Here is a 13,572-nt window from a genome sequence, read left to right as displayed (position 1 = left end):
CTAAAAGAAAAAAGAAGGCTAACGTTCAGCCTTCTTACTTCTTCGACGCCAAAGCATCTATTTCCTTCTGTACTTCCGCAATCCCTTGTTTCATTTGCATATCATTGACTGGGTCTTGAATCTGTTTAATGAGCTCGCTTTCCAAGGCTTCTGCTGTCTTAGCATCAATGATTCCATTCGTCTTAAGCTTCTGACTACTTTGGAATTTCTCAACAGCACTCTTAGTTTCTTGGTCGAAGTATCCATCTGTTCGTCCTGGATTAAATCCAAGTCCTTTCAACATCACTTGCGCACTCTTAACATCTTCATTATTCGAATTATATTCTAGCGTCTTCTCTTTATTGATAGGAGCTACTAAGAAGTAGTCTGGCTGGGATACAGCAATATTGGGCTTTATTCCCTTCTCATGTATCCAGGTACCCTTAGGTGTAAGCCATTTCGCAATGGTAATCTTAAGTAGACTTCCATCACCTAATTGCTTATCAAAACTCGTCTGAACCGTACCCTTACCAAATGAATTCTCACCTATTAGGATCGCGTCTGCTGAATCCTGTAATGCTCCTGCTAATATCTCAGATGCACTTGCACTACCTTTATTCATTAGTAATGTTACAGGATACGATTTACTTGATCCCTTTGACAAGCTCTTCTCGCGCTTACCCTCTTTATTCTCCACCTGTACGATTAACTCGCCTTTAGGTACGAATTGCTGCGCGATGTCAATCACAACGGATAGTACTCCACCTGGATTGTTACGAACATCGATTACGAGTCCCTTCATCCCTTTGGTCTCCAAGTTCGAAAGCTCTTCCCTAAATCTTTCAGCTGTATTTAGGGAGAACTGAGTAATCTCAATAACACCTATCCCATTATCCTCTAAATGAGCGTTAACCGTTTCTAAGGCCACATCATCACGAACAATAGCATACTCAACAGGTTCCGTTACACCATTACGTTTCACCTTGATCTTAGCTGTTGAACCCTTGACTCCCCTAATCTTTGCAACAGCAGCATTTAATTCAAGACCAGCAAGAGATTCTCCATTGACAGACAAGAGAATATCCTGAGACCGAATGCCTGCTTTCTCAGCTGGGGACCCTTTAATGGGTGATACTACGACAACATTTCCATCCTTCAAAGAGACTTCCGCACCAATTCCACTAAACGAGCCTTCAATTGACTCCTCGAATTGTTGTGCAGTCTCTTGTCCCATATAAGTGGAATAAGGATCAGATAATGCCTCCATCATTCCATTAATAGCTCCATCAACCAAGGCGCTACGATCAATATCCTTATAGTAGTTCCCCTGGATGAGATCAAGTGCCGTTCCGATCTTCTCAGCTTCTTTTGACTTCAGACCTTCGCTGGATGCAATACTTGCAAGTAAGCCTTCGCCATTATTAGCCTGTCCTGCATAGCTATTACCATTACTCAGGAATAGCGTCAGCAGACTACCACAGATCAGAGCAACTACCACCAATAATGCAGCTGTACGTTTCTTTAACATTGTTGTATTCACCGCCCTTTTCATGTCAGACCAACGCCAACTATATTGTGCCCAACCTAGTATATGTTTCAAAGGGTTGGAATATTTATAATAATAGCATGAGATTTAGATTATTATAGGTAAGGCATTGGGTCAACCCTATTACCGTTTATACGTACTTCAAAATGTAAATGGGGTCCCGTACTCTGACCTGTCGATCCAGATTCAGCAATTTTTTCACCGCGACTTACACGGTCACCAACTTTAACATTAGTACCGCCATTACGAAGATGTCCATATAATGTCCACATACCACCACCATGGTCAACAATGACAGCATTCCCATAACCACTGTACCACTCAGCTAAAATAACGGTTCCTGCTTCTGCGGAATGAACTGATGTTCCTTGTCCTACTGCGAAGTCAACACCGGTATGCATCTTCCCAACTTCACCTGTTACAGGATGAGTTCGTCTACCAAAACCAGAAGAAATACGTGCACTTCCTACCGGCATTAGTAATGGACCACCATTACCGCTAAAGGTAGATGTTGTATATGTCGATCGGGTACTGGACTTCTTTTTGGCAGCCGCTGCCTTCGCAGCTTTAGCGGCTGCTGCCTTCGCAGCTTTGGCACGTGCTGCTTCCTCAGCAACCAACGTATTCTTCTGTTGTAATAAAGCTGATCGATTTCTCGCAAGAGCTACGAGCTTCAACTCCTGCTCTTCTGTTAACTCGTCAGATTGATTAATCTCTTTATCATACTCAGCGATTAAGAATTTCTTCTCCGCTACCTTCTCACTTAGTATGCTATTCTGCGATTCCATTTCTGAATAGAGCGATTCAGCCTTGGCATATTGTAACTCTAACTCCTTCTGCTTCTCAACGACAGTATTCTTGTCCTTTTTATGCTCGACAAGTAAGTCTTGATCCTGATCCACAATCATCTTTAGTGAATCCGCTCGATCAAGAAAGTCAGTGAAGCTACTAGAGGACATTAACACCTCAAGATAAGATATAGACCCATCTGTATACATCAATCTTACACGAGACTCAAGCATAACTTCCCGAACAGCGATACGTTCTTCTGCAGCATCAAGCTCTGTAGCTGTTAATGTTAAGCTTTCCTTTGTCTCATTAATAAGTTTGGTAATCTGTGATAGCCGATTCTTAACAGTCTCGATTTGCTCCATTACCGATTGCAAATATTCGGTTGTTTTATTCTTATAATGCTGTGCTTCCTGCTTGTGCGTAGCAGCCTTTTCCTGTTCCACCCTTGCAACCTTTGCTTGCTCCTGTAGAACCTTTAATTCATGTTCAATGTCACTTACTGTTTTCTTTTTGGCATAACCATCTATAGGTTGGAATATGAATGTTACCACCATTATAACTGCTATGATTAGGGTGAATTTTTTCAAATTACGTTCGCCATCCTTTTCTGAATTCTACAATGTATATATGTCGTCAACGTTGGCCATCAAAGAAGCTCGTGATTCTCAGCTATACCTTCAAAAATTTACGAATGGAAACGGTACTTCCCCAGATGCCAATCAGTAGTCCTATCGCAATCAGTAGGAAGCTTAAAAATAGCCATACATCTGATAGTGGAAGCAATATTAATCCGAGGGTAACATCCCCACTGAATGCATTTATCAGTTGTTGGTATCCCATGAAAAGAAGCCCCACAGTGGTTAACGATCCAATTCCTCCAATAAGAGCACCTTCTATAACGAATGGCCACCTGATGAAATAGTTCGTTGCACCAACCAACTTCATAATACCTATCTCACGACGACGTGCCAGAATTGTAACTCTAATCGTATTCGATATGAGGAACATGGACATGATGGCAAGACCCGCGACAAATATGAATCCAATGTTACGTACGGCACGAGTAATCTTGAATAATTTCTCAACAGCACCTTCACCATATTTAACCTTCATAATTGGAGTCTCTGGAATCGTGGTATTCAGCGCACTAATTTTGTCCGCCACATGAGCTACTGTGGTAGCCTCCGTAACTTCCACCGACAATGTATCAGGTAGCGGATTATGATCCTTGTCGAATCCTTCAAGTAGCGCCTTTCCATCTTCCCCTAAACTCTCACTAAATTCTTTCAACCCTTGTTCTTTAGATATAAATGTGATTTTACTAATCTCAGGCATGAGACCGATCTCTGTGCTAATCTTATTGCGCATGGCCTGGTCTACATCAAGATTCAAATATACTTTGATCTGAACCTGACTATCCGCTTCATCTGCTAATTGATTGACGTTAAATACTAATAAAATAAATACACCAAGAACGAAAAGAGAGACCACAATGGAAGTAATGGAAGCTATAGACATCCAACCATTACGAAATACGTTTTTGCACCCTTCTCTGAGATGCCGCAAGAAGGTGTTAAAACTCATATCCATATTCCCCTCTCAATTGGTCTCTAACGATCTTTCCCTTCTCAATTGCAATGACTCGTTTGCGCATACTGTTCACGATATCCTTATTATGAGTTGCCATAACGATCGTTGTACCTCCGAAGTTAATCTCATCAAGTAACTGCATAATCCCCCATGATGTCTCAGGGTCTAAATTTCCTGTTGGCTCGTCCGCTATAATGACTGCTGGATTGTTCACGATAGCTCTTGCTATGGCGATCCGTTGCTGTTCCCCACCAGAGAGCTGATCGGGTGTACGTCCAGCTTTATTCTTGAGTCCTACAAGATCCAACACTTCCATAACACGCTTCTTAACTACTCGACTCGGTGTTTCTATAACTTCCATCGCGAAGGCTACATTCTCATAAGCCGTCATACGAGGTAGAAGACGAAAGTCCTGAAAGATAACACCGATATTCCGTCGAATATAAGGAATCTTGCTTTGATGTAGCTTACCAATATTAAAACCATTAATAGATAGTTGGCCTTTCGTTGGTACTTCTTCTCTATAGATTAACTTCATAAATGTCGATTTACCTGCACCAGATGGTCCGACAACATACACAAACTCGTTACGATCAATCATTACAGAGACACCTTGTAGGGCATGAGTTCCATTCTTATAGGTCTTCCATACATCTTGCATTTCAATCACATTATCACTTCCCAGTTCCATAATCAGACAATATTATTTCGACACATTCCGGATATTTCCTTTAATAATCTTGATATTTCATCACTAATATTTATTGTAACAAACTTGTTACCTTTTGAGTACCTGAATTTTTCCTATTTTTCTCACATATACATAGGAAAGTGCTTGAATAATGACTAAGACGAAGTAAGAGAAGGTGCACCTATGAAAAAAGTTCATTTTTCCTTAATTATTATGATCTCTTTTGTCCTATCAGGATCCATTTTCTTTGGATTATGTAATCTTTATGTAAGTCAGGATACAATTCCTAAAGGAGTACAACTATCTGGTTGGTCTGTAGGAGGGATGCAAACTACCGATGTCTTGAAAGAACTCGATTCAAAACTTCAACAACTTGGTCAGATTCCTTTGCATATCTCTATGAAGAATCTAGATATTCCTGATCAAGAATGGACACTTACTGAGGCTGGTGTACGGTACGAGGTTGAAACATTTCGCGATTCTATATTGAAACTACAGGAAGGGAACTTGTTAGAGCGTGTATTATATCGTTGGCATTTTGAAAAAAACTACTCGATTTCATCACACTGGAATCCCTCTCCAATGAAATCAAAATTTAACAAGGCATGGGAAGAAAAACACTTGGGTACTCCCGTGAATGCTACACGGCGTATTACATCCGAAGATCGTGTTGTATATATCCCTGAAGTATCAGCCTATCAATTAGATTGGAACACCCTGACAACTCGGATGGGAGCCTTAATTCCAAAGGATTTCACTCCACTAGAGCATCCCTCTACCCATGCATTATCATTAGAGCTTCCATTCATCTTAGTGAGTCCCGAAATTACCGTTCTAGATTTGAAAAAAGAAGGCATCGAACGCAAAATCATGGAATTCTCGACATCTTTAATCTCCAGTAGTGAAGGTAGGTTGTTTAATGTAAATTCAGCAGCTCAAGCTACGGATGGAATGGTATTGAAACCGGGAGATGTGTTTGATTACGGCAAAATTATAGCCTTAGCAGAGGATACATACGGATTTCAAGAGGCACCGGTCATTCTGAATGGAAAGCTTGTTCCTGGGATAGGCGGTGGGATCTGCCAAGTGTCGAGTACCATTTACAGCGCAGCCATTCGTATGGGGATGGACATTCTAGAACGGAGAAACCACTCCCTTCCTGTTCGCTACTTGCCTAAGGGACAAGATGCCACTTTCGCTACAGGATCCATCAATTTTCGCTTTCGAAACAATACAGGTGAGCATTTATTGATACACGTTATTGTGCAAGATCAGACACTCACGGTTAAGTTCTTCGGTACTTTCCCTACCAATGTTCAATACGACATTGAATCGCATACGGTAGAGACCCTTACGCCTACCAACAAATATGTAGAGAATTTAACTCTCCCTGTTGGAGGGCAAGAGGTATTACAGACAGGGAAAGTTGGTTATATCATCGATACCTATCAGATCAAAAAGGTCGATGGTGTCATCAAGGAACGAAAGCGTATCTCCCGCGACACTTATCTTCCGCAGAAGGCACTGATTGGTGTTCACCCTGAGAACAAGACGGATAACGTCGTTCCTATTGTGCCTAAGGAGAAGAGTATTATTGAAGATGGTGTGAGCGGCATGTTGTAAGCGGTGCGTTGTAAGAGATGTGTTGTAACCCCCTCCGCCGCTGTTAAAACCAGAAAATTGGAGATGTGTTGTATCCCCCTCCGCCGCTGTTAAAACCAGAAAATGTGATTCGAATGGTGCGGAAGGGGATTTTCCGGTTTTAAAGGCGTTCGCCTATCGGCTCTCCAGTGGATACAACACACCTTTGCATTAGGGATGCATACAATGCGATGCGCTTTGTATGGTAAAGTAACTTCGAAATCAGCTTCAAGATCAACTTCGAGAGTGAACACTTTGAGAGTGAACACTTCGAGAGCGAACACTTCGAGAGCGAACACTTCGAGAGCGAATACCTTGAGAGCGAATACCTCGAGAGCGAATACTTCGAGAGCGAATACTTCGAGAGCGAACACTTGAGAGTGAACACTTCTAAGGTAACTTCAAGGTAAAGTTCAAGAGCAGCTGCTAGTGCAACTTCATGGACAACTTCTAGGGCATCCTCGAAGGCATCCTCAGCGTTACCAATAGGGCGCCCCTTATTGTGATAAATAAAACTCGAGAGACTGTTAATCTAACAAGCACTCACAAAGTAGAAAACGACAAATAAACGGCAGCTCCTATGGGGATCGTCGTTTATTTTTGTGAGGATATGTGTTGTGATTATCGCTTAGCGAATAAGTCCGAGCTGCTTGGCTTGCTCCTCGGATAAGATGAACTCCTCTGTAGGCCAGAAATCTGCCTCCTTATCCAATCCGAATAGGATGATGATATCGTCCCAGACCCCTTTTCCCAATGCTTCCATTTTGGATATGATCACTTTCATAATTCAACATCTCCTTCGCTCGTTCATTGGTCTATATGTTATTATTTTGTCCTACTTCAGCTCCGTTATCCATTTTATATACATCCTTATACTCCACTAGGCCGATCTGGCACCCAGCCCCAATATACACATTCCGTCCACGTACTACCGAGGCCTTTGTATTCTCCAAATGAATTTCATCTCCTTCAATGCTATCTGCCTGCATCGCGCCGTAAGCGCCTGGAGAGTACTTACCGATTAGAGGAATCGTTATGGCTTTCGTTATAGTAATCTTACCTCCACCAATCTCACGCGCACGGCTAGGACCATATAGTTTGATCTCGATGACTTCCCCGTTTAACATGTTGCCAATATCCACTGAACCTCGGATCATCACTTCTTCTCCCTGGCAGTCACCTGAAATAGACAAGGTCCCTTGTCCCTTTATCTTTTCCACATTTAAATTACCTTCTACACGAACCTCCCCATTCACCTTCAACAATTGGGCAGTTAACTCTCCTTGCACGTCAAGCTCTCCTTGAATGGAAATTTCCTCACTTTGCATTCCTTGTAGGATCTTCATATTTCCTTGGCAGTTCACACTTTCTGATTTGAGAAATCCCTCAACCGTTGTATTCCCCATACATTTAAAAAGAGTACATTCCACGTCTCCGTGAATGATGCTATCTCCCATAATTTTAACTTTATTGTACTGACCTCCACTCGAACTTCCGTTACCTGTAATTCTCAAATCATTTAACAATGTTAAATCAAGGCTAGATTCACTTTTATTCATTGAAGTCCCTCCTTTTATCACATGTATCTCTTATAATTTCACACAAGATCCAATCTTCGCTTCAGGGTCTTGATGGAAAGAATTCTTATATTCCACTACACGAATTACGCACCCAGGACCAATACTCACGTCATTTCCGCGAACGGTATCCGCCTCCGTATACTCTAGATCAATATGATCGCCTTCAATGATCTGTGCCTTCAGTTGGGACGAGAACCCATGACGAAGTTGTTCCCAGAATCGGAGGTTCTTCCATTTCCTCACGACAATGTGCTCCCCTCCAATCTCTTGTGCTGAACAAGGCCAATGCAACTTAATATCCACTCGATCCGCATTCAACAATCCATCGATCTTGAATTGTCCCTTGACCAAAAAGGTCTCACATTGCACATCCAGCTTCGCCTTCAGTATGCCATCTACTTCCACTCTGTCACTCTTCAAACTCTTATCCATAGATACTCTTCCGTTGATGGCGACAGAACGGCACTGAACATGGTCTTCAAAAGTAGACATTCCACCTATGACCATCGCCTCCAATGTTACGGGTCCTTTCACCTTTGCTGTCCCATTAACATTCATTGAATCTGCATGTAGCGCACCCTCGATCCCAACAGTCCCGTTACATATGAACTCTAAGCAATCGATGTCCCCACCAACCTTACCCATCCCATCAATTCTAACGTTCTTATATAAACCTCCACCGGTCCGTCCTATCCCAGATATATTCAGATCATTCCTAGTCTGTTGCTTCTCCATCTCCTACCCCTCTCTCACTCATCTTCAATTTCAATTCTTCAATATTCGGTGCAAGCGGCAAACGGATCACCCACTTCACCCCTTTGTCGAAGTACAAATGATCAGCTGACTCGGTAAGAAATACGGCGGATACCCCCATCTTGCGTATAAGGATCAGCTCTCCGTTCTGTCCAGCCAACTTACTATAATGTTCTTCCATCGTACTAACGAGTAATGCTCCATCCTCTCGCGATAACTCACCGCTCTGAAGTAACTTCTCTAGTATGTAAATGCACAGGATATTGTCGAAAGTATAATCATCTTGCTGCCCTCGAAGTTCAACGTATAGCTCTAACGTAAGCGCCGACACAATGTTACGCTCAATTAATTCTGTCACCGGAAGAGACGTCTCTCCTGCATTAGGTGAGAACACATCTGCAAGCTCATCTAACGAAAGACCATCTTTCATATTAATAATCTTATCTACGCGGGAAATGATTTTATGCCTAGGAAAAAAAGTTTCCTGACCCGTATACGAAGACTTACGTATAAACCACTCCTCCGGGATTAGGTTTTTCCGTTTCCAACGATAAAGTTGCCCGTAAGAGATTCCGGTGATCTCTAGAAGTTCTTTTTTAGATATTAAGTCGTCATCCATCATAATCTCCCCTTCTTCATCAATGTAACATAACATTGTTACGTTATAAATCAGTTTTACCAACTTGCAACTTCTTTATACTAAAAGAAACCTTCAACCCACGGTACATCCGTGGATAGAAGGCTCTTCGTTTATCTCTATTGTGCTTAGATCGAGCTAAAGGTCATATATATCTATTAGTAATTAAGCTAGATACGACTCCTCGTCGTGCTGTTCTACCCACTTCTTCGCAGACTGAAGGGCACTCTCACTACGTTCAATCGCAGCAACAACTTGTACCGTTGCAGTTCCACCATACACATTACGAGCGTTCACAACCGCTTCCGGTTGAAGCACATCATAGATGGCATCATCGAACAATTCAGAGAACTGTTGAAATTCTGCAAGTGTGAGATCCAAAAGGTACTTATTGTTCTGAATACAATATAGAACGGTTTTTCCGATAACCTCATGTGCTTGACGGAAAGGCATGCCTTTTCCAACGAGGAAGTCAGCAATATCAGTCGCATTTGAAAAGTCCTTATTCACCGCTTCACGCATCCGGCCTTTGTTCACTTTCATTGTCGCAATCATTGGAGCAAACAATTGAAGTGCGCCTTCAAGCGTAGCCACCGTATCGAACATACCCTCTTTATCTTCTTGCATATCTTTGTTGTAAGCTAAAGGTAGGGACTTCAATACAGTAAGTAAACCCATTAGATTTCCGTATACGCGACCTGTTTTACCACGTACTAACTCTGGCACGTCTGGATTCTTCTTCTGTGGCATAATGCTACTTCCTGTACAGAATGCATCATCAAGCTCAACGAAGCTGAACTCTGTACTACTCCACAGGACCAGTTCCTCACTTAACCGTGACAGATGTGTCATAATGAGTGATGCATTTGCCAAGAATTCAACGATGAAATCGCGATCACTTACCGCATCTAGACTGTTCTCGTACACCCCATCAAACCCAAGTTGCTCTGCTACGAAATGGCGATCTATAGGGAACGTCGTACCTGCAAGTGCACCTGCACCAAGAGGAAGCACATTAATCCGCTTGTAGCTATCCATTAGACGTTCAGCGTCTCTTGCGAACATCGATACATAAGCCATCAAATGATGGGCAAAAAGAATAGGCTGCGCTCGTTGCAAATGCGTATATCCTGGTACGATTGTTTCGACATTATCTTTCGCTTGGGTAATCAGTGCAGCCTGTAGTTCTTGCAACATAGCCGTTAGGGCTACAACACGTTTGCGTAAATACAAGTGCATATCCGTAGCCACTTGATCATTACGGCTACGTCCTGTATGTAGCTTTCCGCCTACAGGTCCAATCTCATCAATGAGATTCTTCTCAATATTCATATGGATGTCCTCGTCCGAGACAGAGAACACAACCTCACCAGAACGTATTTTGGCTAATACTTTCTTCAATCCCTGACGTATCGTCTCTGCATCTTCCTCCGGAACAATACCACATTTACCAAGCATCGTTACATGAGCCAAGCTACCCTGAATGTCTTCTTCTGCAAGTGCTTGGTCGAACCCGATGGAAGCCGTATATTCTTCTACCAAATGGTTGGTCTGCTTCGTAAAGCGCCCTCCCCATAATTTGCTCATGATATGTGCTCCCTTCTTATGACAACAGAGAGCCGCACCTTCTCGTGAATGGACAAAGGAACGGCCAATGACTGCCTAATTACATCTATTATTAATCTCTAAATATTCTTTAATTAAACTCTAATTATGACTCACCACTATAACTAGTACTTGATAAACAGTCGAGTACGACGATCGCTACGATGACGGATTGCCCTTACGATCGCTGTTGCCCTCCGATTTCTTGATTGTATATCGCTTATAGCGGTTGAAATCTGAGGGCAAGCTTATGCTTCCGATGTAGCTTTCATACTGAAAGCTTGTAGGCGAACGCTTACGCTTCTACAAGACAATTCCGTCCTCTTCGCTACTTCTTACATCATCCATTGCTTACTCTAATTACTGATAATTATGTTTAGTGCCCTAATTATTTGTTCTGTTGTACACCAGCTGCTACTTTCAAGCGTAATGCATTCAGATGAATGAATCCTGTTGCATCCCCTTGATCGTAAGCCTGTGTTGGATCAGCTTCCATCGTTGCGATGTCTGGATTATACAAGCTAACTGGGCTCTTCACGCCAGCTGCGATAATATTTCCTTTGTACAACTTAACACGTACCGTACCTGTTACATTGCTCTGGCTCTCTTTTACCAATGCTTGAAGCGTAAGACGTTCTGGTGCGAACCAGAAGCCGTTGTATACTAACGTACTATAACGAGTGATCAGACTATCACGCAGGTTCATAACTTCACGGTCCATCGTGATGGACTCCATTTTGCGATGAGCTGTGAATAGAATGGTTCCACCTGGTGTCTCGTAGATCCCACGACTCTTCATCCCTACGAAACGGTTCTCCACCATATCTACACGGCCGATCCCATGTTTACCACCAAGCTCATTCAGTTGCTCCATAACCTGAAGGGGTGTTAATTTCTGCCCGTTCAGCGCTACACAGTCACCTTGTTCAAAATCAAGCACCAAATATTCCGCTTCATCTGGTGCATCCTCAGGAGATGCGCTTAGTAAGAACATATCTTTATTCTCAGGTGTACTTGCATCGAACCAAGGATCTTCAAGCACGCCACTTTCATAGCTAATATGCAATAAATTGCGATCCATTGAATAAGACTTCGCAGCCGAAGCCGTAACCGGTATGCCATATTTCTCTGCATAAGCAATCATCTCAGCACGTCCTGGGAAATCATTACGGAATTCTTCTAGACGCCATGGAGCAATCACCTTGATATCAGGCGCAAGTGCAGCCACACCAAGCTCGAAACGGACTTGGTCATTCCCTTTACCCGTTGCTCCGTGAGCAATCATCGTTGCCCCTTCAGCACGTGCGATATCCACCATTCGTTTGGCGATCAACGGACGAGCAATACTCGTACCTAATAAGTATTGACCTTCATACAATGCACCTGATTGGAACATCGGATAGATGAAATCATTCGCAAATTCATCACGTAAATCATCAATATATACTTTGGATGCGCCTGTAGCTAGTGCCTTTTCCTCCAAGCCATCTAGTTCTTCCTTCTGACCGATATCTGCTGTGAAAGCAATAATCTCCGCATCATATGTTTCTTTAAGCCATTTCAGGATAATCGATGTATCGAGTCCGCCTGAGTAAGCAAGTACTATTTTCTCTTTTGCCATACCTATAACATCCCTTCCCTAAATCCATATATAAAATTCTATCATGCATATTAATTCAATCCATTAACTAATCATACTATGAATCATTTATCCCATCAACGCGGCCATCAATGCTTTTTGTGCATGCAAGCGGTTCTCTGCTTGATCAAAAATAACAGAATTCGCTCCATCAATGACGCCTTCACTCACTTCTTCACCACGATGTGCTGGCAAACAATGCATAAATAGATAGTCACTCTTAGCACCCTTAGCCAACTTCTCATCTACTTGATAGTCTTTAAATGCGGCCTGCCGCACCTTCTGCTCTTCTTCAAATCCCATACTAGCCCATACATCGGTATAGATCACATCTGCATCTTGCACTGCTTCTTGTGGACTCCGTGTAACCACGATCTGAGCGCCAGTCTGAGAAGCAATGTCAAGGCAATCCTTCACGACAGACTCATCTGGCTCATACCCTTCTGGTGTTGCGACAGAGACATGAACGCCAAGTTTAGCGCCACCAATCATAAGAGAATGTGCCATATTATTACCATCGCCTACATAAGCGAGTTTCAGTCCTTGAAGTGTTCCTTTGTGCTCATATATCGTCTGATAATCGGCCAGCACTTGGCAAGGATGCGCAAGATCGCTAAGTCCATTAATAACAGGTACAGTAGCATATCGAGCCAGATCAATCACATTCTCATGACCAAATGTCCGAATCATCATCCCATCTAAGTAACGAGATAACACCTGAGCCGTATCACTAATAATCTCTCCACGACCAAGTTGGATATCATTCTTGCTTAAGAAGAGGGCATGGGCTCCTAACTGAAACGCTCCGACTTCAAAAGATACCCGCGTACGTGTGGAAGATTTCTCGAAAATAAGTCCGATCGTCTTGCCTTTGAGAGGTTGGTACACCTCTCCATTCTTCTGTTTTTGTTTTATGTCAATCGCCAAATCGATTAAATATTGAATCTCCGCTGTTGTGAAATCATCCAATTCGATGAAATCACGACCTTTTAAATCTATCGTTTGTTGCGTCTCACTCTGCGTCATGCGGTAAACCCTCCTCTAATACTAATACGACTTATACTTATATATGGTATGAACAGTTATATTCGTTATCGTCCCATGAGCTACAGGCTCAAT

12 protein-coding genes are annotated in these 13,572 nt (G+C 42.5%); 1 reads left to right on the top strand and 11 read right to left on the bottom strand.

The features are described 5' to 3' along the window. Positions 1–34: 34 nt before the first annotated feature. The 4 genes from AC1D7X_RS15870 to ftsE form a co-directional block, all read right to left on the bottom strand. Complete coding sequence (locus AC1D7X_RS15870) at positions 35–1,507, bottom strand: S41 family peptidase (protein ID WP_495475603.1); 1,473 nt, start codon at positions 1,505–1,507, stop codon at positions 35–37. Positions 1,508–1,620: 113 nt separating this feature from the next. Continuing rightward, positions 1,621–2,904 (bottom strand): murein hydrolase activator EnvC family protein, encoded by a 1,284-nt coding sequence (locus AC1D7X_RS15865; RefSeq protein WP_495475602.1) that lies wholly within the window; start codon positions 2,902–2,904, stop codon positions 1,621–1,623. Between the two features lie 82 nt (positions 2,905–2,986). Continuing rightward, positions 2,987–3,901 (bottom strand): permease-like cell division protein FtsX, encoded by a 915-nt coding sequence (gene ftsX / locus AC1D7X_RS15860; protein ID WP_495458285.1) that lies wholly within the window; start codon positions 3,899–3,901, stop codon positions 2,987–2,989. Beyond that, entirely contained in the window at positions 3,891–4,577 is a 687-nt protein-coding gene (gene ftsE, locus AC1D7X_RS15855) for a cell division ATP-binding protein FtsE (protein ID WP_495458334.1), read from the bottom strand. The genes ftsX and ftsE overlap by 11 nt, the downstream gene beginning before the upstream one ends. A 204-nt stretch (positions 4,578–4,781) precedes the next feature. Between ftsE and AC1D7X_RS15850 the strand changes: the two genes are divergently transcribed. Beyond that, positions 4,782–6,221 (top strand): VanW family protein, encoded by a 1,440-nt coding sequence (locus AC1D7X_RS15850; RefSeq protein WP_495475601.1) that lies wholly within the window; start codon positions 4,782–4,784, stop codon positions 6,219–6,221. 646 nt (positions 6,222–6,867) lie between these two features. On the opposite strand, the gene AC1D7X_RS15845 is transcribed toward AC1D7X_RS15850, so the two are convergent. The 7 genes from AC1D7X_RS15845 to argF form a co-directional block, all read right to left on the bottom strand. Then, entirely contained in the window at positions 6,868–7,023 is a 156-nt protein-coding gene (locus AC1D7X_RS15845) for a hypothetical protein (protein ID WP_495475600.1), read from the bottom strand. 31 nt (positions 7,024–7,054) lie between these two features. Next, a complete protein-coding gene (locus AC1D7X_RS15840) occupies positions 7,055–7,798 on the bottom strand; it encodes a hypothetical protein (RefSeq protein WP_495475599.1) in 744 nt (247 codons plus the stop codon). A 30-nt stretch (positions 7,799–7,828) separates the two neighbouring features. Further along, positions 7,829–8,554 carry a polymer-forming cytoskeletal protein gene (locus AC1D7X_RS15835; RefSeq protein ID WP_495475598.1) on the bottom strand — a complete coding sequence of 242 codons (726 nt, stop codon included), beginning with the start codon at positions 8,552–8,554 and terminating at the stop codon, positions 7,829–7,831. Continuing rightward, positions 8,535–9,194, bottom strand: a complete 660-nt coding sequence (locus tag AC1D7X_RS15830; RefSeq protein ID WP_495475597.1) for a YhbD family protein — start codon at positions 9,192–9,194, stop codon at positions 8,535–8,537. Before AC1D7X_RS15830 ends, AC1D7X_RS15835 begins: the two co-directional genes overlap by 20 nt. Positions 9,195–9,374: 180 nt before the next feature. After that, positions 9,375–10,796, bottom strand: a complete 1,422-nt coding sequence (gene argH, locus AC1D7X_RS15825) for an argininosuccinate lyase (protein WP_495475596.1) — start codon at positions 10,794–10,796, stop codon at positions 9,375–9,377. Between the two features lie 406 nt (positions 10,797–11,202). After that, complete coding sequence (locus AC1D7X_RS15820) at positions 11,203–12,435, bottom strand: argininosuccinate synthase (protein WP_495458293.1); 1,233 nt, start codon at positions 12,433–12,435, stop codon at positions 11,203–11,205. A gap of 87 nt (positions 12,436–12,522) precedes the next feature. Next, positions 12,523–13,479, bottom strand: coding sequence for an ornithine carbamoyltransferase (gene argF, locus AC1D7X_RS15815; RefSeq protein ID WP_495475595.1), 957 nt, complete (start codon positions 13,477–13,479; stop codon positions 12,523–12,525). Positions 13,480–13,572 lie beyond the last annotated feature (93 nt).

The organism is Paenibacillus sp. Y568, from assembly GCF_059445545.1.
The sequence above is the reverse complement of the archived record's forward strand: the minus strand, read 5'-3'. Positions and strand labels throughout refer to the sequence as shown.

Coding starts and splice junctions, on each gene's coding strand:
- AC1D7X_RS15870 (WP_495475603.1), bottom strand. CDS start 1,507: ATGTTAAAGAAACGTACAGCTGCATTATTGGTGGTAGTTGCTCTGATC.
- ftsX (WP_495458285.1), bottom strand. CDS start 3,901: ATGAGTTTTAACACCTTCTTGCGGCATCTCAGAGAAGGGTGCAAAAAC.
- AC1D7X_RS15850 (WP_495475601.1), top strand. CDS start 4,782: ATGAAAAAAGTTCATTTTTCCTTAATTATTATGATCTCTTTTGTCCTA.
- AC1D7X_RS15845 (WP_495475600.1), bottom strand. CDS start 7,023: ATGAAAGTGATCATATCCAAAATGGAAGCATTGGGAAAAGGGGTCTGG.
- AC1D7X_RS15840 (WP_495475599.1), bottom strand. CDS start 7,798: ATGAATAAAAGTGAATCTAGCCTTGATTTAACATTGTTAAATGATTTG.
- AC1D7X_RS15835 (WP_495475598.1), bottom strand. CDS start 8,554: ATGGAGAAGCAACAGACTAGGAATGATCTGAATATATCTGGGATAGGA.
- AC1D7X_RS15830 (WP_495475597.1), bottom strand. CDS start 9,194: ATGATGGATGACGACTTAATATCTAAAAAAGAACTTCTAGAGATCACC.
- argH (WP_495475596.1), bottom strand. CDS start 10,796: ATGAGCAAATTATGGGGAGGGCGCTTTACGAAGCAGACCAACCATTTG.
- AC1D7X_RS15820 (WP_495458293.1), bottom strand. CDS start 12,435: ATGGCAAAAGAGAAAATAGTACTTGCTTACTCAGGCGGACTCGATACA.
- argF (WP_495475595.1), bottom strand. CDS start 13,479: ATGACGCAGAGTGAGACGCAACAAACGATAGATTTAAAAGGTCGTGAT.